Origin of the sequence: Hymenobacter radiodurans (genome assembly GCF_004355185.1) — a bacterium.
Lineage (GTDB): Bacteria > Bacteroidota > Bacteroidia > Cytophagales > Hymenobacteraceae > Hymenobacter > Hymenobacter radiodurans.
Map to the genome: position 1 here is coordinate 3,991,458 of NZ_CP037922.1, position 20,388 is coordinate 4,011,845.

A 20,388-nucleotide genomic window follows, 5' to 3' on the forward strand; every position below is an offset into this window, starting at 1 on the left:
CTAGCCTCTTCCTCCCATGATACGTCATCTGTTTACCCTGATTTGGAACCGTAAGCGGTCCAACATGCTGCTGATTGTGGAAATCGTGCTGTCCTTTTTCGTGCTCTTTGTGGTGAGCAGTCTGCTCGTGTACAATATATACTACTACCGCCTGCCTATGGGCTTCGATTACAATAATGTGTGGGAAATCAACATGAACCCCGGTGCCGACACGGTAGCATTCAATCAGAAGCTTCACCTTACCATGCAGCGCTTAAAAGCCACTAAAGGCGTGGTTGGCGTGAGCAAAACGGGTAGCAATACGCCCTTCTCCTTTAGCGGGATGAACGGCCACCTGCACTACAAAGGCAAGAAAAGCCCACTTACCAAAAACTACGACGCCGATGATGATTTACGGGATGTGCTGAAGCTACATGTGATAGAAGGTCGTTGGTTTGACAAGCGCGATGTGGCCAGTACCCGCAAGCCCATTATTATCAACCAAGCCTTCAGAAACGCTATGTTTCCGGGAGAGAAGGCGGTGGGCAAAATTTTGACCGACGCGAAAGGCGAAAATGAATCACAGGTGATAGGCGTGGTAGACTACTACCGTTCAGCCAATGATTTTGCTGAAGATGAGCCCATCAACTTTCGACGCAGAGCGCTGGACTACGACGTTTCCACTAAAAAACTATCCTATGAGCGTCCCAGCTTACTGGTGCGCGTGCAGCCAGGCAGCGGTGCCATACTGGAGCAGCAATTGATTAAGGAAATATCTGGCGTGGCCAAGGGCTGGTCGGTGACAGTAAACTCCTTGGCTCAGAACCGCGTGACGCAGCTGAAAGTCGTGGTCACGCCTTTCATCGTGCTGGGCTTCGTGTGCGGATTTCTGATTCTGAACGTGGGGCTGGGTCTGTTTGGGGTGCTGTGGTACAACATCAACCAGCGCAAAGCTGAGATTGGTCTGCGGCGGGCCCTGGGTGCCACCGGCGCCGGCATTGGGGGGCAATTTTTGAGTGAAATGCTGGTTGTCACCACCTTGGGGGTAGCGCTGGGCATGCTGCTAGCCGTACAATTTCCATTGCTGGGCGTCTTTGGTGTCGCGTCGGGGGTGTACTTGCAGGCCATGCTGTTGGCTACGATTATCATCTTCGCACTCACCGCCATTTGCGCCTGGCAGCCTAGCCGCATTGCCGCTGGCATTCAGCCCGCTGTGTCGTTGCGCGAAGAGTAAGCCTGTGCCTGCCGCCGTGGCATTGCCAGGCTCCGCAATAGAGCTTGGCATTGCCACGGCACTTTCAAATTTCCGCCCTAACCTCGTTCTTCGCCTTTCTGCGCTATGATTCTGATTATTGATGACGATGTGGCCGTACGCACCTCGTTGGGACTGTTGCTGAAGCAGGCTGGCTACCAAACCAAAGGGGTAGCCACGCCGGCCGAGGCACTGCAAAGCTTGCAGGAGGCAGCGCCCCAACTGATGCTTATGGATATGAACTTCTCACTCGATACGAGTGGGCAGGATGGGCTTGCCTTGCTGGGTTTGGTCAAGAAAATTGCCCCCCAGGTGCCCGTTATCCTCATCACGGGCTGGGGCTCTATCTCGTTGGCCGTGGAAGGCATCAAAGCGGGCGCGGCGGAGTTCGTGACGAAGCCCTGGAATAATGAGGCCCTGCTTCAAACGATTCGCACGATTCTGAGTTTACCGGATGCTTCGGCCAAAGAGGATATGCTCAGCCGGCGAGAGCTCGACAAGCGCTACGATTTTGCCAACATCGTCGGCACCGATCCGCAGCTACTGCACTTGCTGCGCAGCGTGGGTCAGGTAGCCACCACCGATGCGTCGGTGCTTATTGAGGGCGAAAGTGGCACGGGCAAAGAGCTAATTGCGGAGGCCATTCACCACAACAGTCACCGCCGCGACAATCCCTTCGTAAAAGTGAACCTGGGGGCATTTCGGCGTCGTTGTTTGAGAGTGAGATGTTCGGGCACCGTCGGGGGCTTTTACCGATGCCAAAGCCGACCGCGTGGGCCGCTTCGAGCTGGCCAACAAAGGCACCATCTTCTTGGACGAAATCGGCGAGCTGGACCTGAGCAGCCAGGTAAAATTGTTGCGCGTACTCCAGGACCGCACCTACGAAGTGCTCGGCGATAGCCGCCCCCGCACCCTCGATATCCGCGTGATTTGCGCCACCAATCGTAATCTGGCGGAGCTGGTGCGCGAGGGCCGCTTCCGCGAAGACTTATTCTACCGCATCAACCTGATCACCGTACGCCTGCCCGCCCTGCGTGAGCGGCCCGACGATATTCCGCTGCTGGTTAATTTCTTTGTTCAGAACCTGCGCACCACCTACCACCGGCCGGCCCTGCGCATTAGTACGGCGGCTCTGCACTGGCTGCGCACGCTGCCTCTGGCAGGCAATATTCGAGAGCTGAAAAACCTGGTGGAACGGGCCGTGCTAGTAAGCGGCAAAGACGAGCTAGGGCCCGAAGACTTCCAGGCTCACTTCCAAAAAATGCCCCAAGAAATGCGGAGAGCACCGATTTGCCCCCAGTCGGCACGATGACTCTCGACGAACTGGAGTCGCAGATGATTCGCAAATCGATGGAACACTACAGCGGCAATGTGAGCCGCGTAGCCAAAGCCTTGGGACTAAGCCGGGGTGCTTTATACCGTCGCTTGGAGAAGTTCGGTATTCCATATGATACGGCCGAAAAGTAAAATCTGAGAACGACCAACTCCCCTCCTCAGCTGAGGAGGGGACGCGGCGCCGCAGGCGACGCTGGGGTGGTTGAGGTCGTTGTTTGGTTGTTATGAAAGACCGTCATGCTTGATCTGGCGTCCGCTTGTCGAAGCATCTCGCGTGCAATGGTAATCTCAATGAAGCGGGAAAGATGCTCCGGCAAGCGAACGCCAGATCAAGCATGAAAATTAGTGTGGTAACGACCGCGAGCGAGATGCTCCGCTACCTCTCTGCATGACCGCTTTTTAAAACAACTAAACAACATCAGCAACGAGGCCAACCACCCCAGCCGCGCCTGCGGCGCGGCGTCCCCTCCTCAACTGAGGATGGGAGCTTGTTCTAATTTCCTATTTCTCTAGCTTGGCGTTCGATTTTCTGCCTCCTTATATGACCCTGCGCGTCAAATTCCTACTTTTTGTCGTCATCATTCACGGGGTTTTGATTGTGCTGGCCGCGCAGTATATCCGCACGAACACTGAGCTGTTCTTGGCCACGGAGGTGCTGCTCATTGTGTCTATTGTGCTTACCACGCAGCTGTACCGCGGGTTTGTGCGGCCGTTTCAACTCATTGCGGCCGGTACGGAGGCCATTCGGGCCAAAGATTTCTCCATGAAATTTGTGCCCGTTGGCCAGCGTGAAATGGACCAGCTCATCGATGTATACAACCACATGATTGACGAGCTGCGCCAGGAACGCGTAGCGCAGCATGAGAAAAGCTTTCTGCTGGAACGCCTGATTCAGGCCTCGCCAGCGGGCATTCTGATCCTAGATTTCGATGGCAAAATAGAAGCTACCAACCCCGCCGCCGAGCGCTTTCTCGGACAAACTACCCCGGAGCTACTCGGCCAGCGCCCCACCAACCTGACCGGCGACTGGGGGGCTTTTTTAAGTCAGCTGAAGCCCAATGAACCCCAGGTAATTCAGCTGTCGGGGCTGCAAACCTACCGCGCCTCCACGGCTCACTTTCTGGATCGGGGCTTCGTACGCTACTTTATCTTGCTGGAAGAGCTGACCCAGGCGCTCATCCGGCAGGAGAAGCAGGCTTACGAAAAGCTGATCCGCATGATGAGTCACGAAATCAATAACTCCATTGGCGCCATCAATTCCATCCTGCAAAGCTTCCACCATTACACTCCCCAGCTAGCGCCCACCGACCGTCCCGATTTTAGCGAAGCTCTCGACGTTTCTATTGCCCGTAATACGCACTTAGCCAACTTTATAGCCAGCTTTGCCAACCTCGTGCGCCTGCCCGTACCCACCCGGCGCCCCTGCGACATGCACGAGCTACTGCACGATATTCACCGCCTCATGCAGGTTCCCAGTGAGCGGCGTCACGTAACCTGGCACTGGGATTTGGCCCCGAGCCGCTCCGCGCCGACCTCGACGCGCAACAGCTTGAGCAGGTGCTTATCAACATCACCAAAAATGCCCTCGAATCCATCGGTGAGCATGGCACCATCACTATTCGCACCCGCTTGCAGCCGCCGTTGCTACAAATTGAGGACGACGGGCCAGGAATCGCGCCGGAGGTGCAACGCCGCTTGTTCACGCCATTTTTCAGTACCAAGCGCGACGGTCAAGGCATCGGCCTGACCATGATTCGGGATATTTTGCTCCAGCATGGTTTCCGCTTCAGCCTCGAGACCGTGGCAGAGCGCCGGACGGTATTTAGTGTCTGGTTGAGTTAATTATCTGCCGCCATACTGCTCCGCCAGCGCCACCACGCGAGCGGCCCGCACCTGGTCGCCGGTGTCGGTGGCGGCTTGGTAGAGGCGTTGCAGCGTCATCAGGTTGGTGCCGATTTCCTGCTCGAATAAGGCCTGCTCGTCGTGGGTGCTGTAGTACGCCAGGGCCTGCTGCGTGCGGTTGGTGAGCGTATCCATTATTTCGTCGGCGCGAGGCTTTTCGCCAGCCGCCGCGAGTGGCGCTACCAGCTCGGGCGTGTATAGGTCGTAGGGAATTGCGGCGTCGGGCATTACTTGCAAACAGCGCAGGGCTACTTCTTTCGCCTTCGCTAACTCCCCGGCCCGCAGATAGGCTTGGGCTAACTGGCCGAATTTGTCGCGGTATTGGGCCAGCGTACGGCGGTTAATTTCGTCGTAGAGCACGTCCGGATTATCGAGGTTACGATACGCGAATTTATTCATCAGCGAATCGTACGTGAGCTGGCGGGCCACGTAGCCCACGCGCTGGGGCTTTGGATCGGGGTTGCGGCAGGGCAAAATGCGATACGCCATGCCCTCGAGCTGTAAGTAAGGCTCCAGCCCCATGCCTTCCTGCTGGGCCACGGCGTTGGCAAAATACACCGGCCGCTGCCAGTCGTTGGTAGCCAGAATATCCAGAATCACCAGCTTGCTCTTATCCATGTACTGCTTGCCCACGCTCCACTCCATTCGGTCAACCAGCTGGCTTTCCCGCTCCTTGGGAATGATGCCCAAGCGCTTGATTTTATTCTTGTCAACAGGCAGATAAAACTGGTCGGAGGGGTACGACAATAGCTCCTGGCCACCTTGCGTCTGGACTTGCAGCAGGGGGCTATTCTGCCGTACCAGCTGCATAAATTCCTGCACATTCACGGCCGGCACCGCCGGGTTGGCCACATAAGGCAAGTGGTCATTGGTGCCCGATTGGTAGCTGGTTTGGGGCAGCGTCAGGGCTACCGGGGCCGAGTCGTAGCTTTGGCGCCGCAGTTGCCCTATATGCCAATCGGTGGGCAAGTATTGGAGCACGGCAATGCGCACGTCGCGGCGGACGCCTTCCACTTCCTGCGCGTACCAAAGTGGGAAGGTATCGTTGTCGGCGAAGGTAATGAGAATGGCATTGGGCGCGCAGGAGTTGAGCAGGTTGTGGGCCGAATCGGCAGCGCTGTAGCGGCCGGAGCGGTCGTGGTCGTTCCAACCCTCTACGGCCAGTATGCCCGGCACTAGTAAGCCCACTACCATAGCCGTAGCCACTCGCAGGTTAGGAGTGCGCAGCAGATACCGCAGCAGTTCGTGAAGGCCCAGCACACCTAGCCCAATCCAGATGGCAAAGGCGTAAAACGAGCCCACAAACGTATAATCCCGCTCTCGTGGCTCGATAGGCGGCTGGTTTAAGTACAGTACAATAGCCACGCCTGTCAGTCCAAACAGCAGCCCCAACACTAGCGCTTTGCGGCTGTCGCGGCGCACTTGATATACCAAACCCAAGCCACCCAACAGCAAGGGCAACAGCAGAAAATTATTGCGGGCTTTATTGTCAGCTAGCAGTTGGGGCAAGCCGTCTTTAGTAGCTGTGGGCCACAAAGTGCCGGCCTGCTGCACGTCGCTTTCGCGGCCTACAAAGTTCCAGAGAAAGTAGCGCCAGTACATGTGGCCCAGCTGGTAGCGCACCAAGAAACTCAGGTTTTGAGCCATCGTGGGTTTCGCGTCTTCCTGCACATCCACCCACTTCTGATACTCGCTTACATGGCCAGGGCGGTTGCTATACATGCGGGGCAGCAAGGTTTTATCCTCAGAAGCGTACACGTTCTCAATGCGACGCTCAGTGACGATGTATTTATCACCCTGACGCTCATAGCGCGGCGCGCCTTCTATTTGGGCAACGGGCTGGGCATTAAATTGCGGGCCGTAGAGCAGAGGCCGGTCGCCGTACTGCTCGCGCTTCAGATAGCTCACGAAGGAAAGTACATCGTCGGGCTTGTTCTCGTCGATGGTGGGGTTGAAACTTGAGCGAATCGGCACAATTAGATAGGACGAGTAGCCGATCAGAATAAACACGAAAGCCAACATAGCCGTGTTCATTGCCTGATTTTTGGTGCGCGCAGCGTAGCGAAACCCAAACCAGATAATCGCCCCAAAAACAGCCAAGAAGATCAGCAAGCCGGAGTTGAACGGCAGCCCTACGGAGTTCACGAAAAACACCTCAAAGTCGCCGGCCAGCGAGGGCAACCCGGGAATAACACCCACCAAAATGCCCCCCAGAATAGCGCTGCTCACCACCAGCGTCAGCAGTCCACCTTGCCACGTTGGCTGGGCGCTGCGGCGGAAATAATAAATGAACCCGAGCGCCGGCAGCGCCAGCAGATTGAGCAGATGCACGCCAATGGACAGCCCCACCGCGTAGGCAATCAGAATCAGCCACCGATCAGAATGGGGTTCCTGGGCACGTGCTTCCCACTTCAGCATGGCCCACACCACAAACGCCGTGCAGAGCGTGGACATGGCATACACTTCGGCTTCTACTGCGTTGAACCAGAACGAATCGGAGAAGGCAAAGGCCAGCGCACCCACGGCTCCCGCCCCAAAATCAGCACCTTCTCACTGGCCGACGGCTCAGCTGTCGTCGTCTGAGCTTGCATTAGTTTGCGGGCTAGGAGCGTGATAGTCCAGAAAAGGAATAGCACCGTAAAGGCGCTGCTCAGGGCCGAAACCCCATTTATCAGGCCCGCTACCAGCGTGGCATCGCCGAATGAAAACAGCGAAAACACCCGGCCCAGCAGTAAAAACAGTGGCGCGCCCGGCGGGTGCGGCACCAGCAAATGATGGGCGCTGGCAATGAATTCGCTGGTATCCCAGAAGCTGGCCGTCGGCTCCAACGTGAGTATATACACCGTGAGGGCACTGGCAAATAGCAGCCAGCCAAGCAGGTTATTCATCCGCTGGAAATTCATAGGCCGTGGGGGCTTTATTAAGTGAAGGTTTGGGAAAGATGCGGATAAGGTGCTTACAGTTGCCTGGGCCTCACCCCCGGCCCCTCTCCTAGGGGAGAGGGGAGCCAGCCGCTAAGCCTGCGCAGCAGCGTCGGCTACCGCCTTCGCAACTGCTACCATTATTTAAAAGAATCTAGTGGGCACTTTCAGTAAATTTCATTGTAGTGCGACAATGGTAGCAGTGCTTGAGGCAATAGCTGAAAGTGCTACGTAGCACGACTGAAGTTAGGCCCCCCTCTCCCCTAGGAGAGGGGCCGGGGTGAGGCCCGCTAAACCTTCTTATCTTACGACTGCCAATCCAACCTTTCAATTCATGAAAAAACTCTTCTTTCTAGGCGTTGTGTTCCTGAGCCACTTATCGGTGCAGGCGCAGGACTTGACGTACCAAACGCCCCCCAAGGCCATTGCCGACCTGGTGGATGCGCCCATTACGCCCCGCGTGAGTATCGCCTCCGATGGCAAGTGGATGCTACTCATGGACGTGCAGGACTTGCCCACCATCGCCGACCTTTCTCAACCCGAATTGCGCATTGCGGGCCTGCGCCTGAATCCGCGTACTAATGGGCCCAGCCGCGTAAGCTACTCCACCGCTCTGAAGCTGAAGCGCCTCTCGGGCGGGACCGAAATTGCGGTGAAAGGCCTACCCAATCCGGCCAAAATCAGCGAGGTAAGCTGGTCGCCGGACGACAGCAAGATTGCCTTCGCCCTCACCACCGAGGCCACGGCCGCCGCTGGGGGGCAAATTCAATTGTGGGTACTGGATGTAGCCACCGCTACCGCCCGCCAGATTCCGGGTGTGCGCCTGAACAGCGTGTTTGGCACTGCCTACCGCTGGCTACCCGACAACCAGACCCTAATTGCCCGCACCGTGCCCGCCAACCGGGGCCAGGTGCCCGATGTTACGGCGGCGCCCACGGGACCAATCGTGCAGGAAAACGTGGGCCGCACTGCCGCCGCCCGCACCTACCAGGACTTGTTAAAAAACCCCACCGACGAGAAAATCTTCGATTACTACGCCACCACGCAGCTCCTGAAAGTGAGCTTGGATGGCAAGACCCAGCCGCTGGGCCAGCCAGGCGTGATTCAGGGCGCTTCGCCCTCACCCGATGGCAAGTATATTCTGGTAGAGACGCGCCACCGACCCTATTCCTACCAGCTCACCGTGGGTGATTTTCCGGTGAAGGTGGACGTGCTGGATTTAGCGGGCAATTTGGTAAAGTCGATAGCTGACCTGCCGCTGGCCGACAACGTGCCCACCAGCTTCGACGCCGTACCTACCGGCCCGCGCAACCACGATTGGCGTGACGACGCGCCGGCTACTATTTATTGGGTAGAAGCGCAGGACGGCGGCGACCCTAAAAAAGAGGCTCCCATCCGCGACAAAGTGCTGGCCCTGGACGCGCCCTTCAGCGCGGCGCCCAAAGAAGTGGTTGACTTGCCGTTGCGCTACCGCGGAATCAGATGGGGCAACAACACGACTGCCCTGGTAAGCGGCGGCCGCTGGTCTGACCGCAAAGTGATGACTTGGGTCTTCAACCCTACCACCAAAGCAGCCCCCACCGTCCTCTTCGACCGCTCGTCCCAGGATACCTACAACGACCCCGGCACGCCTTACATGAAGCCCAACGCTGCCGGCCGCGATGTGCTGGCTCTCGGCGGCGCTGATAAGCAGACAATTTACTTGCTTGGGGAAGGCGCCTCGCCCGAAGGCAGCCGTCCTTTCGTCGATCAATTGAACCTGAAAACCCGCAAGACGGAGCGGTGGTGGCGCTCGGAGGCTCCTTTCTACGAGATACCCGTCGCTATTTTGGATACGGATAAGCGCCTGCTCGTGACGCGGCGCGAATCGGTGGAGCAGGCCCCCAATTACTTTTTGCGCGACGCGAAGAAGAAAAACAAGCTGACCGCGCTGACCACCTTCCCGAACCCTTACCCCGCTTTGGGCACGCTAAAAAAACAGGTGCTCCAGTATAAGCGCGCCGATGGCCTGCCACTCACAGCCAATCTGTATTTGCCCCCAATTACAAAAAAAGTGATGGACCGCTACCTGCTTTGCTCGAAGCCTATCCCACTGAGTATAAGGACAAAAGTACCGCTGGTCAGGTAAAAGGCTCGCCATACACCTTCACCCGACTGTCGTGGGGCTCGCCTATTTTCTGGGTGACGCAGGGCTACGCGGTGCTGCAAAACACCTCCATCCCGATTGTGGGTGAAGGCGATGCCGAACCCAACGACACCTACATCGAGCAGCTGGTAGCCGGTGCAAAAGCAGCTATTGATGAAGGCCAGCGCCTAGGCGTGGTTGACCCCAAGCGCGTGGGCGTAATGGGTCACTCTTATGGGGCCTTTATGACTGGCAACTTGTTAGCGCACAGCAATCTGTTCAAGGCTGGTATTGCCCGCAGCGGCGCCTACAACCGAACACTTACTCCTTTCGGCTTCCAGTATGAACAACGCACCTATTGGGAAGCACCACAGGTGTACGATAAGATGTCGCCCTTTACGGCAGCCAATAAAATCAAGACGCCCATCCTACTCATCCACGGCGAGGCCGATAATAACTCCGGTACGTTCCCCATTCAAAGCGAGCGGTTTTACAACGCCCTGAAAGGCCACGGGGCCACGGCCCGCTACGTGGTGCTGCCGTTTGAGTCGCACGGCTACGCGGCCCGCGAGTCCATCATGCACATGCTGTGGGAAATGGATTCGTGGCTAAATAAATACGTGAAAGAAGCGCCGGCCGCCCCAGTGAATTAAGCACGAAGCGTTGCCGCTTTTACCCTTACAGAACCGCGCCGGTGGCGCGGTTCTTTTTTTGCCTAAAGCTGACGCTTTAGGCAAAAAAAGACCGTCATGCTTCACTCCGTTCAGCATGACGGTCTTTTTTGCAAAAAGTCATTGCAACCTTTTACTACTCTCGCGGCTCCAATTAACAAAGCAGCAGCTCTGCTTTTTCGCCTCGTTTTTTATACTCCTACCTTTCACTCCAAGCTATTTATTGCAATGACTAGATTTTACAAATACCTGCTCAGTTGTGCATTGCTTCTGGGCATGGGCGCCTGTTCCGATGAGTCTGAAGAAACCCGCAGCCGGGCGGACTAATAGATGCGAACTGGGCGGGCAGGTTCGCTAGCGGCAGCAACACCATGACGGCGTACTGCCCTCTGCTCATGTCGCGCGAAGTGTTGGAACAATCGGTAGCGTCGCGGCCGGCACAGGCCATGCACAACACCGGCAAGATTTATCTACGCGGCCGGTATGTATTTGTAAATGAGCGCTACGAAGGGGTACATATAATTGATAATCAGGACCCTAAAAACCCGCGCATTATTAGCTTCCTGCGCATTCCGGGCAACGTTGACATTGCTATAAAAGACAACCTACTCTACGCCGACAATGGTCCCGACTTGGTTACCATCGACATCAGCAATCCGCTGGCCGTAAATGTGGTGAGTCGCGTGCGCGATGCCTTCCGTGAGCTACCCCTCCCCGACCGTTCGCCCTTGCACCCCGACTGCTATACCACTAACCGGCCGAGTAATACGGTAGTGGTGGGTTGGCAGAAAAAGGAGCTTGCAATAGCTAACAACTCGTTTTTTGGATGGGGCCCGCTGGCATCGGCCAATGGCGGCCCTTCTTCCTTCTCAGATCGGAGCGTGGGCGGCGGCACGGGTAAAGCCGGTTCGCTGGCGCGGTTTGCGGTGCTTGACGAAACGCTTTATACCGTGGATGAGAGCAGCCTGCGCCTCTTCGATCTGGCTTCGCCCACCTCGCCCGCTGCCGGCCCCAAGCTCCCGCTGATGTTTGGCGTCGAAACCATTTTCCCCTACGACCACTACTTGTTTCTGGGCACGCAGCGCGGCATGTACATTTATGACGTTGCCACGCCGAAGTCGCCCCGGCAGGTGTCGTTTTTTCAGCACGCTCTGAGCTGCGACCCTGTTGTGGTAGATGAGCGCTTCGCCTACCTCACGCTCCGCAGTGCCCCCAATACTTGCCGCAACGGCGTAAATGAGCTTCAGGTCATTGATCTTACTACCCTGAGCAACCCCAAGCTGATGCGCACCTACCCCATGACCGGTCCTCAGGGTTTGGGTGTAGATAACGACCAGCTTTTCGTGTGCGACTCCGATGGCCTGAAAACCTTCGATATCAGCCAGGCGCCCGCGCTTACTCAGAAGCAGCACTACAAAGTGGCCGTCACGGATGTAATTCCCAACAACGGGACGCTGCTGGCCATCGGCTCCAATGGCTTGTATCAATACAGCTATGCCGGTGCCCAATTGCAGCAGCTAAGCTTCCTCCCGATTACCGACAAGTAATGGCTTCCCAACTACAAATTTGCCCCCCAGCGCCGCGCTGGGTGGGCTTTTGGCTGGTACTGGCCCTGCTGAGCTATAGCCTGAAAGCTGGGGGGCAAAATTTGCCTTCCCTAAACTCCCTATCGCTCAAATTTGCCCCCCAGCACTTGGTGCAGAGTGGTTATTGGCTGGAAATAGAGCACCAAAGAAAAAGCAATCCGCAGCAAAGCATTATCCTGACGCCCCAGTTTTACAGCGGCCCCGCCGGGAATCCAAACGGTGCGCGTCAATCTATTCCGGCCAATGAGGATGAATCGGTGCGCGGGTTTGGCCTGCAGGTGCAGCACCGCTTATATGAAACGCCATCCAAGGCAGTTTTTCCGGCGGGTTTCTATGTAAGCTACGGCCCGCATATTCAGCACTTCGAGATGACCTTTCACCGCAACAGCTGGCGCGAGATACAGGGGCCCGGTGATCTGCCGTACTATGAGTATGGCCCCGTGCCCTACACCGAAAAAATTACCCGCTACGGCGCCTCGGTGCAGCTAGGCTATCAGGCTCCACTGCCTCCCGGTCCGGTTTTCGTTGACCTTTACGTGGGGCTGGGTTGGCGCCAAAGCAACACCAAATCACCCTTCGACGGCAGCCAATACCGTTCCGGCTCCTCCGACTATGGGCATGAGGGGGTTTATTTCCCGGCGGGCGTCAAGATTGGGTTTGCCCTCAGCGCCCTGCGCTCACGTACGCCTGCAACCATGTAGCATCGCCAATGGCCGAGCCGCCGATGTCGTTGTTGAACTGCTTGTACTGCGTAATCAAGCGGGGGGCTTTTACGGCGAAGCGAAAGTCGACGGGGCTGCTTTGGCACCAGTTTTCCAGAAAAGAAAGCAGCGGAAAACGGTAAAACGTCACGTTCAGCTCCAGCGTCCGAAGTGCTTACTGTAGTACTCAAGCCAGCGTTTCATCAGGAGCTAGCCGGACAGCCAATGCGCCAAACGGGCATTGAAGGTGCTTTTGGTGCACTCATGCCGCCACACAGCAGTCACCAATCAGGATAATTACCGGTATATTTTAGCTACACTCAGCCATTGCCGGAACGCTCGCCGCGCCAGGTTATATCGCCGCCGCGAACCGTTGTGTCGGCGCGGCCAGCCCGGATTAAGGCCCAGCCAAGCAGGATTTGCAGGGCTCCAAAGGCTAAAAAAGCAAGGTCCCAAGGCAGTTTGTCGGCCATGTATTCGTGCACATGGTGAAGGCCCAGCAGCAAGTGGTCAATTACACCCTCAATTACATTAAATAACCCCCAGCCCAGCACCAATGCGCCCCCAAACGTGCGACCCGACCACGGCACATCATGCCGGCGGCCGGCCGCCCAGAGCATGCGCAACCCTACGGCGGTCATCACCCACACGGCGGCGTGAAACATGCCATCCCAGTACATATTGGCCTTGGCAGTGAACAGCGTATTAGGAGGATATTTAGCCGACAGCATGTTGTGCCACTGCAAAATCTGGTGCAGCACGATGCCATCTACGAAGCCGCCCAGACCAGCGCCCATTAGTATTCCGGCCGCGACCAGCGGAGTGCGGTGTAACTGATCAGCCATGCGTAGATTTCGGTAAGAAATAGCGTTTGATAGCATCAGCAAAGTATAGTCCGATGCCGCCCACCAGCAGAATGCTGATGGGCAAAAGCAATAGTAGTAGATTACCGGTGTATTCGGGGGTGTGGATGGTGGCCTGCACCCGCGGCCGACAAGCGCGGCAGGCCCAGGCAGCAGAATGAACCAGCCACAGCGCCCACGTCAGCAGCCCAGCAAGTAGGTTTTTCATCTGGGGGGCTTTTTCAGCTTTCATCGCCGCTACCCTAGCAGTTCGTTCTAGCCTACGTTGGGCTAAAAGCCTGAGTTGTTAGGGTTCAGCTTAACACCCTTACCTTGGTCCGCATACCTGAACAACGAACTACACACCCGCCAGCCAATGAAAACTCCTGCTGCTTACAACCTGCTCAAGGCGCGCTCCGAGGCCCCGGAGAGCTTTCAGAAAGAAGACGCCGAGCGTGAGCTGACGCGCATACAGCAGGAACTAGAGGAATTGCAATACCGCCTTTACGCCGAAAACCGGCGGAGCGTACTGGTGATATTGCAGGGTATGGATGCCAGCGGCAAAGACGGCCTGATTCGGCGGGTATTCAGCGGTATCAATCCGCAGGGCGTACAGGTACATTCGTTCAAGGAACCTACGGAGGAAGAGCTGGGCCACGATTTCCTGTGGCGGGTGCACCACCATACTCCACGCGCCGGCATGATTCAGGTGTTCAACCGCTCTCATTACGAAGATGTGCTCGTCACGCGCGTGCTGGGTCTTATCGATGATAAAGTGGCCAAACACCGTTTCGAGGCCATCAACGCATTCGAAAAACTGCTTCAGCAGTCTGGTACCACAGTGCTGAAATTCTACCTCCACGTATCGGAGAAGGAGCAGCGCGAGCGGCTAACCGAACGCGTGAAGGACCCGGCCAAGCAATGGAAATATGAGGCTGGCGACGAAGACAAAGCCAAGCAGTGGCCCGAGTATCGCGCCGTGTACGAAGACGTTTTCCAGCATTGCAGCCCCAAGTCGTGCCCCTGGATTATCGTGCCCTCCGACCAGAACTGGTACAAAGCCTACGTAGTGGCCAAAACCCTGCATCAAGCGCTGCAAGACATGAATCCGCAGTATCCGAAACCCAAATCTGAGAAGCGCAAGCAAAAGTAATTCGGGGCATAGTGCCGCGCTACCGGCCTTATCTGGATGGCAGCTACAATACCTTCTAAACAGACATAGCGCAACCCCAAGCCCTGAGGGTAGTAAACGGGTAATGACTATTGGCCGAAGCACTTTCGGGCAAACAATTAGCACTGACTCTTTCCCTATGAAACCTATAGTCACGCTCACCCTGAACCCCACGGTAGACAAGAGTACTTCTGTCGATAAGATTGTACCGGAGCATAAGCTGCGGTGCGCGACACCCAAATTTGAGCCCGGCGGCGGTGGCATCAACGTATCGCGGGCGCTGAAGCGTCTGGGCAACGATTCGTTGGCCGTCTTTCCCGCTGGGGGCCCTATTGGCTCGTTGCTTCAACACCTGCTCACGGAAGAAGGTATCGACCAGCAAGTTATTGAAACAGCCAACTGGACCCGCGAAAACTTTATCGTAGTCGATACTTCCTCTAATCAGCAGTACCGCTTTGGTATGCCCGGCCGGGAGCTATCGACCGATGAGCAGCTGCAAGTGCTGGTGGCGCTCAAAAGCATCACGCCCCGCCCCGAGTTTCTGGTTATGAGCGGCAGTTTGCCCCCCGGCGTGGAGCCTGACTTCCTGGTAAAAATTGTGCACGCCGCTAATCAGGTCGGCGTAAAGGTGATCGTCGATACCTCGGGCCCGGCCCTACAGCATGTCATCGACGCGGGAGGTGTGTACCTAATCAAGCCTAACTTGGGCGAGCTAAGCCGCTTGGTGGGCGTAAGCGAGTTGGATAGCGCCTGCGTTGCTACGGCGGCACGTGAGCTGATTGGGGAAGGCAAATGCACGCTCGTAGCGGCCTCCATGGGGCCACAGGGCGCTTGTTTTATTTCCCAAGACAGCGTTGACCATGTTCCTGCCCCAGCCGTGAAAAAGCGCAGCACCGTTGGCGCCGGCGACAGCATGGTGGCAGGCATGGTGTACGCCTTGGCTGCCGGTCAGCCTCTACACGAAGTAATTCGGCTCGGCGTGGCCTGCGGCACCGCCGCAACTATGAATTCAGGCACGGAGCTGTTTCGCAAAAGTGATGTAGACAAGCTGTATCAGTGGCTGCTGCAAACCATGCCTCGGGAAAAAGCCTTCAGCTGATGCTAGTGCCAGAAGTGCTCCTCAATCCTAAGCTAATTGATAAAATAGCCTGGCTGCACTTGCACGAAGGCAAACTGCTAAGCACGCGCAGTCGGGGTAAAGACCGCTACTACATTCCGGGGGGTAAGCGCGAGGCAGGCGAAACCGACGAGCAAACGCTATTGCGTGAAATAAAGGAAGAGCTGACGGTGGACTTGCAGCCGACAAGCCTGGTGTATCGGGGCACGTTTGAAGCGTCGGCGCATGGCCACGCGGCCGACGTAGTGGTTCGTATGACGTGCTACAGCGCCCACTACACGGGCATCTTGCAGCCCGCTGCCGAGATTGAAGAAGTAATCTGGCTTACCTACCAGCACCGCCCGCAGGTATCCGCCGTCGACCAGCTCATTTTTGACTGGCTTCGGCAGCAATCTCTGCTGGCTGATTGACACTCATTCTTACTCGCCTCACCATGCTACAAAATTCCAAAGGCCCAGAGCTTCCTGCCTGGGTATTTCTCATGATTCGCTTCGGCTCCCTTTTGCTGGTGGCGGTTGTAGCCTACTTTCTATTCAGGTGCAATAGCTAGCAGAGCGGTGTAGAGATGCCTACTTACGGCTGTTGCTGATCTGCCAGCAACGCACCGTTTGGTTACAACCAAACATCGTCGAATGCGCGTTTCTATGGCGGAATGAACCATTTAGAAAGCGAAACTGATATACTTCCAGTATTTTACCGGAAGTTATTGCTCACCAAGCCTTCACATGATGAAACTAATTCTTCCTTCACTGGCTGCTTTGCTACTGGGTAGTCAGGCGTACGCGCAAAGCAACATCAAAACGCTGCCCTACCCGCCAACCAAAAAAGTAGACACCGTCACTACTTACTTCAGCACCAAAGTAGCCGACCCCTACCGCTGGCTGGAAAACGACCAAGCCACTGATACTAAGGCGTGGGTGACTGAGCAGAATAAGGTAACCCAGAATTATCTGTCCCAAATTCCCTACCGCGACGCCATTCGCAAGCGCCTCGAAACGCTCTGGAATTATGAGAAATACAGCGCCCCGTACAAGGAAGGCAAGTACACGTATTTCTCAAAAAACACAGGTTTGCAAAGCCAGTATGTGCTCTACCGCCAGCAAGGGGAGGGCACTCCGGAAGTATTTCTCGATCCGAACAAGTTTTCTAAGGACGGCACCACTTCGCTGGCGGGCATCAACTTCACCAAAGATGGCAGCCTAGCCGCTTACCAAATCTCGGAAGGCGGCTCCGACTGGCGCAAAGTAATTGTACTCAAAACGGATAATAAATCCATTGTCGGTGACACGCTGAAAGACGTCAAGTTCTCGGGCCTGGCCTGGAAAGGCAACGACGGTTTTTACTACAGCAGCTACGACAAGCCCAAAGCTGGCAGCCAGCTAGCCGGCCTCACGCAGTACCACAAGCTGTTTTACCACAAACTTGGCACTCCGCAGGCATCTGACAAACTCGTATTTGGTGGCGACAAAACCCCGCGTCGCTACGTGAACGCCAGCCTCACCGAAGATGAGCGTTTTCTGATTATTACGGCAGCTAATACGACTACCGGCAACGAGCTCTACGTGCAGGATTTGAGTAAACCAAACAGCACGATTGTGCAGATGGTAAGCGACGAGAAAAACGAGCATAATGTAGTGGATAATGTGGGGGGCAAATTATACGTCCATACCAACCTGAATGCGCCCAACTTCCGAGTAGTAACGGTAGACGCGGCTAACCCAACACCCGCGAACTGGAAAGACCTGATTCCGGAGAGCAAGAACGTGCTGAGCGTGTCGACGGGCGGAGGAAAAATCTTCGCTAACTACCTGAAAGACGCCACTTCCCTAATTGAGCAGTATGATATGAACGGCAAAAAAGAGCGTTCTATCGCTTTGCCTTCCGTGGGTTCAGCGGGCGGTTTTGGCACCAAAAAAGAGGAGAAAGAAACGTATTACACCTTCACTTCTTACATCTACCCGCCCACCATTTTCAAGTACGATATTGCGTCGGGCAAATCCACCGTTTTCAAGAAATCCGGTGTGCAGTTTGACCCTACCAAGTACGAGTCGAAGCAGGTGTTTTACACCTCCAAAGACGGCACCAAAGTACCGATGCTCATCACGCACAAAAAGGGCTTGGTGATGAATGGTAAAAACCCCACGCTGCTCTATGCTTATGGTGGCTTTGGCGTGAATGTTACGCCCGGTTTTAGCACGTCCAATATCGTGCTGCTGGAGAACGGCGGCATTTATGCCGTGCCCAACCTGCGCGGCGGTGGCGAGTACGGCGAAACCTGGCACCAAGCGGGCACTAAGCTCAAAAAGCAGAACGTGTTCGACGACTTTATCGCTGCCGCCGAGTATTTAGTAAAGAACAACTATACCTCTAAAGATTACCTCGCCATTTCGGGAGGCTCCAACGGCGGGCTGCTCGTAGGCGCTGTCATGACGCAGCGCCCCGACCTGAGTAAAGTTGCGTTCCCGGCCGTGGGGGTAATGGATATGCTGCGCTACAACCAGTTTACGGCTGGCGCTGGCTGGGCCTACGACTACGGCACCGCTCAAGATTCCAAAGAGATGTTTGAATACCTCTACAAGTACTCGCCCTACCATGCGCTGAAGCCGGCCAACTACCCCGCCACGATGGTAACGACTGCCGATCACGACGACCGCGTAGTGCCTGCGCATTCCTTTAAGTTTGGCACCCGCCTCCAGGAAATGCAGAAAGGCTCGGCGCCCGTGCTCATTCGCATCGAAACCAAAGCCGGCCACGGCGCTGGTCGCTCCACGGCGCAGGTTATTAGTGAGCAGACCGACAAGTGGGCCTTCATGTTTCAGAACATGGGCGTACCGTATTCGGCCGCTACTAACTAGTTAGTGTCACTTAATACACATAAAAAAGCCCCCTAAATTTAGATTTGGGGGCTTTTTTTTGGCGCTGGCAATTACGTGGTTATCAGGCTTTCTTTCCCGAATACTCTGCCACTTTCACGACGGCTTTACCGGTGTTTTCACCATGAAATAAGCCCAGAAAAGCGGCTGGCAATTGGTCGAAGCCATCGGTAATAGTTTCCTGATATTGTAAGTGGCCCTGCTGATACCATTCGGAGAGTTGCTGCATTGCTTCTGGCCACCGCGGCAAATAGTCGCTGACGATAAAGCCTTGCAGGCGCGAGCTAGTTACGAGCAGCTTCCCCTCGGGGCGCGGCCCTACGGGCGCTTCCGTGGCATTGTAGCTCGAAATCTGACCGCAGAGGGCAATGCGCGCATGCTTGTTGAGCAGATTATACACCGCATCGCTGATAGTACCACCCACGTTGTCGAAGTAGCAGTCGACACCGTGGGGAGCGGCTGCGGCCATGGCTTGGGCTATGTCGGAAGTGGTTTTGTAGTTGATAACTTCGTCAAAGCCCAGCTCCTTCAAATACGCTATTTTCTGGTCGGAGCCAGCAATGCCAATCACGCGGCAATCTTTGATTTTGGCTAGTTGCCCCACCACAAGCCCCACGGCACCAGCCGCACCCGACACCACCACGGTTTCGCCCGCTTTGGGCTGACAGATATCCAGCAACCCGAAATAAGCCGTGATGCCCGGCATCCCGAGCAAGCCCAGATAATAACCCAGCGGCGCCTGATCAGTAGGAATTGGTTGCAACCCGCGCCCATCCGACAGGCTGTACTCCTGCCAAGGCAGTGAGCCCACCACCACGCTCCCTACCGGCAGCTTCGGATGTTGGCTTTCCACTACTTCGGCCACCACAGCACCTTCCATGGGCTGGCCGACCTCAAATGGCGGCACATATGATTTGCCCTCGTTCATACGGCCGCGCATATAGGGGTCAACGGAAACGTAAAGGGCCTTCAGCAACACCTGGCCCTGCTGGGGCGAGGGTACATCAATGGTTTTGAAGGTAAACTGGGCGGCCGTTGGCTCCCCTTTAGGGCGGCTGGCGAAGAGAATAGTTTGGCTTTGCATGGCAGATTGGAAAGAAAATGAAAGCAAAAAAAGCCCCCAATAGCATATAGTACGATGCAAAAGCCCCCACAGATAAAAACTCAAGCTAAATAGCTTTGCGCCGTTGTGATTGGCAGTAGATGTGAAACAGCCCTCTTTTATCTGGCTAAAAAAGCCCCCCAGTATAAGTGCTGGGGGCTTTTTTGTCAGGTGAAGCACAATTTCATATTGCTTTTAGCTTTAGCAGATCTATATCAGTTGGGTACATATCAACCAAAGCGTACCGCTTATGATTAGTAATTTCCATTTCATCCAGCACGTCTACCATATCCTTATACTTGGCATCTGAAGTGGTTTTGATAAGGACTATAGTTCGGGGGTTGTCCCGTTGTAGTCGCAGCAATACCTGCCGCAGCCCTGCCGGTCCCAAATTGGTTGTGTGTACTTCGGGTAAATAATCGTCAGCATTCAGGCCAAAATAATAATATACTTGATGGTTTTTCCCTAATAGTAGAGTCATTACGCTTCCTCCGCAACTAAAACCATCAGGTGGATCATGTGGCATGGGTCGCGCAGGCATTGCCAGTTCTACTACAGCAGGCTTAGCAAAATCCGCCGCCATAATAAAAAACGTCACCAGCATAAATCCCAACCCAACCATAGGCGTCATGTCGAGAACGAGCTTGCTAGAGAAGCGGCGGCCGTGCTTGCGGCGCTTCAGGGAGTCGTTGCTATTTGTATCAGCCATAGAACAGCAGGATATAGTGAAATTATAATAGAGCAACGGCACTGCCAGCCTGCTTATTGCGTGTAGCTATGGTAGGCTAATAAGTGGTACAACTGACTCAGA

17 protein-coding genes and 4 pseudogenes are annotated in these 20,388 nt (G+C 55.6%); 14 read left to right on the forward strand and 7 right to left on the reverse strand.

Translation table 11 applies throughout. The features are described 5' to 3' along the window. The first annotated feature begins 16 nt into the window (after positions 1–16). The 6 genes and pseudogenes from EPD59_RS18125 to EPD59_RS22860 all read left to right on the forward strand — a co-directional run bounded on the left by EPD59_RS18125 (position 17) and on the right by EPD59_RS22860 (position 4,408). Positions 17–1,213, forward strand: coding sequence for an ABC transporter permease (locus EPD59_RS18125; RefSeq protein WP_133274019.1), 1,197 nt, complete (start codon positions 17–19; stop codon positions 1,211–1,213). Positions 1,214–1,318: 105 nt separating this feature from the next. Further along, a pseudogene (locus EPD59_RS24285) lies at positions 1,319–2,204 on the forward strand (sigma-54-dependent transcriptional regulator); the annotation flags it as partial. Beyond that, positions 2,193–2,543 carry a hypothetical protein gene (locus EPD59_RS24290; RefSeq protein ID WP_449404376.1) on the forward strand — a complete coding sequence of 117 codons (351 nt, stop codon included), beginning with the start codon at positions 2,193–2,195 and terminating at the stop codon, positions 2,541–2,543. The pseudogene EPD59_RS24285 and the gene EPD59_RS24290, both read left to right, overlap by 12 nt. Further along, positions 2,540–2,698: a helix-turn-helix domain-containing protein gene (locus EPD59_RS22850; RefSeq protein ID WP_240731484.1), complete on the forward strand. Its 159-nt coding sequence runs from the start codon at positions 2,540–2,542 to the stop codon at positions 2,696–2,698. The genes EPD59_RS24290 and EPD59_RS22850 overlap by 4 nt, the downstream gene beginning before the upstream one ends. 409 nt (positions 2,699–3,107) lie before the next feature. Then, a pseudogene (locus EPD59_RS22855) lies at positions 3,108–3,524 on the forward strand (HAMP domain-containing protein); the annotation flags it as partial. Between the two features lie 599 nt (positions 3,525–4,123). Beyond that, positions 4,124–4,408, forward strand: a complete 285-nt coding sequence (locus EPD59_RS22860; RefSeq protein ID WP_240731485.1) for an ATP-binding protein — start codon at positions 4,124–4,126, stop codon at positions 4,406–4,408. On the opposite strand, the pseudogene EPD59_RS18140 reads toward EPD59_RS22860, so the two are convergent. Beyond that, positions 4,409–7,371 (reverse strand): annotated as a pseudogene (locus tag EPD59_RS18140) (glycosyltransferase family 117 protein). It abuts the gene before it with no gap. 352 nt (positions 7,372–7,723) lie between these two features. Between EPD59_RS18140 and EPD59_RS18150 the strand changes: the two are divergent. The 3 genes and pseudogenes from EPD59_RS18150 to EPD59_RS24215 all read left to right on the forward strand — a co-directional run. Beyond that, the gene (locus EPD59_RS18150) at positions 7,724–9,517 is read left to right on the forward strand and encodes a S9 family peptidase (RefSeq protein ID WP_240731486.1); all 1,794 of its coding nucleotides are present in this window, start codon (positions 7,724–7,726) and stop codon (positions 9,515–9,517) included. Next, complete coding sequence (locus EPD59_RS22865; protein ID WP_240731487.1) at positions 9,463–10,167, forward strand: alpha/beta hydrolase family protein; 705 nt, start codon at positions 9,463–9,465, stop codon at positions 10,165–10,167. The genes EPD59_RS18150 and EPD59_RS22865 overlap by 55 nt, the downstream gene beginning before the upstream one ends. A 464-nt stretch (positions 10,168–10,631) precedes the next feature. Then, a pseudogene (locus EPD59_RS24215) lies at positions 10,632–10,823 on the forward strand (hypothetical protein); the annotation flags it as partial. Between the two features lie 231 nt (positions 10,824–11,054). On the opposite strand, the gene EPD59_RS24220 reads toward EPD59_RS24215, so the two are convergent. Next, positions 11,055–11,597 (reverse strand): TraY domain-containing protein, encoded by a 543-nt coding sequence (locus tag EPD59_RS24220; protein WP_394347232.1) that lies wholly within the window; start codon positions 11,595–11,597, stop codon positions 11,055–11,057. 134 nt (positions 11,598–11,731) lie between these two features. Between EPD59_RS24220 and EPD59_RS18160 the strand changes: the two genes are divergently transcribed. Beyond that, positions 11,732–12,472: a hypothetical protein gene (locus EPD59_RS18160; protein ID WP_133274023.1), complete on the forward strand. Its 741-nt coding sequence runs from the start codon at positions 11,732–11,734 to the stop codon at positions 12,470–12,472. On the opposite strand, the gene EPD59_RS18165 is transcribed toward EPD59_RS18160, so the two are convergent. From EPD59_RS18165 to EPD59_RS18175, 3 genes are all read right to left on the reverse strand, one after another. Further along, positions 12,435–12,623 (reverse strand): DUF72 domain-containing protein, encoded by a 189-nt coding sequence (locus EPD59_RS18165; protein WP_205703442.1) that lies wholly within the window; start codon positions 12,621–12,623, stop codon positions 12,435–12,437. The two genes, EPD59_RS18160 and EPD59_RS18165, sit on opposite strands and share 38 nt — an antisense overlap. A 169-nt stretch (positions 12,624–12,792) precedes the next feature. Then, complete coding sequence (locus tag EPD59_RS18170; RefSeq protein ID WP_133274024.1) at positions 12,793–13,317, reverse strand: DUF2243 domain-containing protein; 525 nt, start codon at positions 13,315–13,317, stop codon at positions 12,793–12,795. Continuing rightward, positions 13,310–13,543, reverse strand: coding sequence for a hypothetical protein (locus EPD59_RS18175; protein WP_133274025.1), 234 nt, complete (start codon positions 13,541–13,543; stop codon positions 13,310–13,312). The genes EPD59_RS18170 and EPD59_RS18175 overlap by 8 nt, the downstream gene beginning before the upstream one ends. 147 nt (positions 13,544–13,690) lie before the next feature. On the opposite strand from EPD59_RS18175, the gene EPD59_RS18180 reads away from it, so the two are divergent. From EPD59_RS18180 to EPD59_RS18195, 4 genes are all read left to right on the forward strand, one after another. Beyond that, positions 13,691–14,467 carry a PPK2 family polyphosphate kinase gene (locus EPD59_RS18180; protein ID WP_133274026.1) on the forward strand — a complete coding sequence of 259 codons (777 nt, stop codon included), beginning with the start codon at positions 13,691–13,693 and terminating at the stop codon, positions 14,465–14,467. A 157-nt stretch (positions 14,468–14,624) separates the two neighbouring features. After that, complete coding sequence (locus tag EPD59_RS18185) at positions 14,625–15,584, forward strand: 1-phosphofructokinase family hexose kinase (protein ID WP_133274027.1); 960 nt, start codon at positions 14,625–14,627, stop codon at positions 15,582–15,584. Further along, entirely contained in the window at positions 15,584–16,012 is a 429-nt protein-coding gene (locus EPD59_RS18190; RefSeq protein ID WP_133274028.1) for an NUDIX hydrolase, read from the forward strand. Before EPD59_RS18185 ends, EPD59_RS18190 begins: the two co-directional genes overlap by 1 nt. Positions 16,013–16,327: 315 nt before the next feature. Further along, entirely contained in the window at positions 16,328–18,457 is a 2,130-nt protein-coding gene (locus EPD59_RS18195; RefSeq protein WP_133274029.1) for a prolyl oligopeptidase family serine peptidase, read from the forward strand. Positions 18,458–18,539: 82 nt separating this feature from the next. Here EPD59_RS18195 and EPD59_RS18200 read toward each other — a convergent pair whose 3' ends face one another. After that, the gene (locus EPD59_RS18200) at positions 18,540–19,559 is read right to left on the reverse strand and encodes an NADP-dependent oxidoreductase (RefSeq protein WP_133274030.1); all 1,020 of its coding nucleotides are present in this window, start codon (positions 19,557–19,559) and stop codon (positions 18,540–18,542) included. A gap of 202 nt (positions 19,560–19,761) precedes the next feature. After that, the gene (locus EPD59_RS18205) at positions 19,762–20,286 is read right to left on the reverse strand and encodes an ExbD/TolR family protein (protein ID WP_133274031.1); all 525 of its coding nucleotides are present in this window, start codon (positions 20,284–20,286) and stop codon (positions 19,762–19,764) included. Between the last annotated feature and the right edge of the window lie 102 nt (positions 20,287–20,388).

Excerpts from the sequence above, each read along its gene's own strand:
- EPD59_RS18125 (WP_133274019.1), top strand. The coding sequence starts at position 17 with ATGATACGTCATCTGTTTACCCTGATTTGGAACCGTAAGCGGTCCAAC.
- EPD59_RS22850 (WP_240731484.1), top strand. The coding sequence starts at position 2,540 with ATGACTCTCGACGAACTGGAGTCGCAGATGATTCGCAAATCGATGGAA.
- EPD59_RS18150 (WP_240731486.1), top strand. The coding sequence starts at position 7,724 with ATGAAAAAACTCTTCTTTCTAGGCGTTGTGTTCCTGAGCCACTTATCG.
- EPD59_RS18160 (WP_133274023.1), top strand. The coding sequence starts at position 11,732 with ATGGCTTCCCAACTACAAATTTGCCCCCCAGCGCCGCGCTGGGTGGGC.
- EPD59_RS18170 (WP_133274024.1), bottom strand. The coding sequence starts at position 13,317 with ATGGCTGATCAGTTACACCGCACTCCGCTGGTCGCGGCCGGAATACTA.
- EPD59_RS18175 (WP_133274025.1), bottom strand. The coding sequence starts at position 13,543 with ATGAAAAACCTACTTGCTGGGCTGCTGACGTGGGCGCTGTGGCTGGTT.
- EPD59_RS18180 (WP_133274026.1), top strand. The coding sequence starts at position 13,691 with ATGAAAACTCCTGCTGCTTACAACCTGCTCAAGGCGCGCTCCGAGGCC.
- EPD59_RS18185 (WP_133274027.1), top strand. The coding sequence starts at position 14,625 with ATGAAACCTATAGTCACGCTCACCCTGAACCCCACGGTAGACAAGAGT.
- EPD59_RS18190 (WP_133274028.1), top strand. The coding sequence starts at position 15,584 with ATGCTAGTGCCAGAAGTGCTCCTCAATCCTAAGCTAATTGATAAAATA.
- EPD59_RS18195 (WP_133274029.1), top strand. The coding sequence starts at position 16,328 with ATGATGAAACTAATTCTTCCTTCACTGGCTGCTTTGCTACTGGGTAGT.
- EPD59_RS18200 (WP_133274030.1), bottom strand. The coding sequence starts at position 19,559 with ATGCAAAGCCAAACTATTCTCTTCGCCAGCCGCCCTAAAGGGGAGCCA.
- EPD59_RS18205 (WP_133274031.1), bottom strand. The coding sequence starts at position 20,286 with ATGGCTGATACAAATAGCAACGACTCCCTGAAGCGCCGCAAGCACGGC.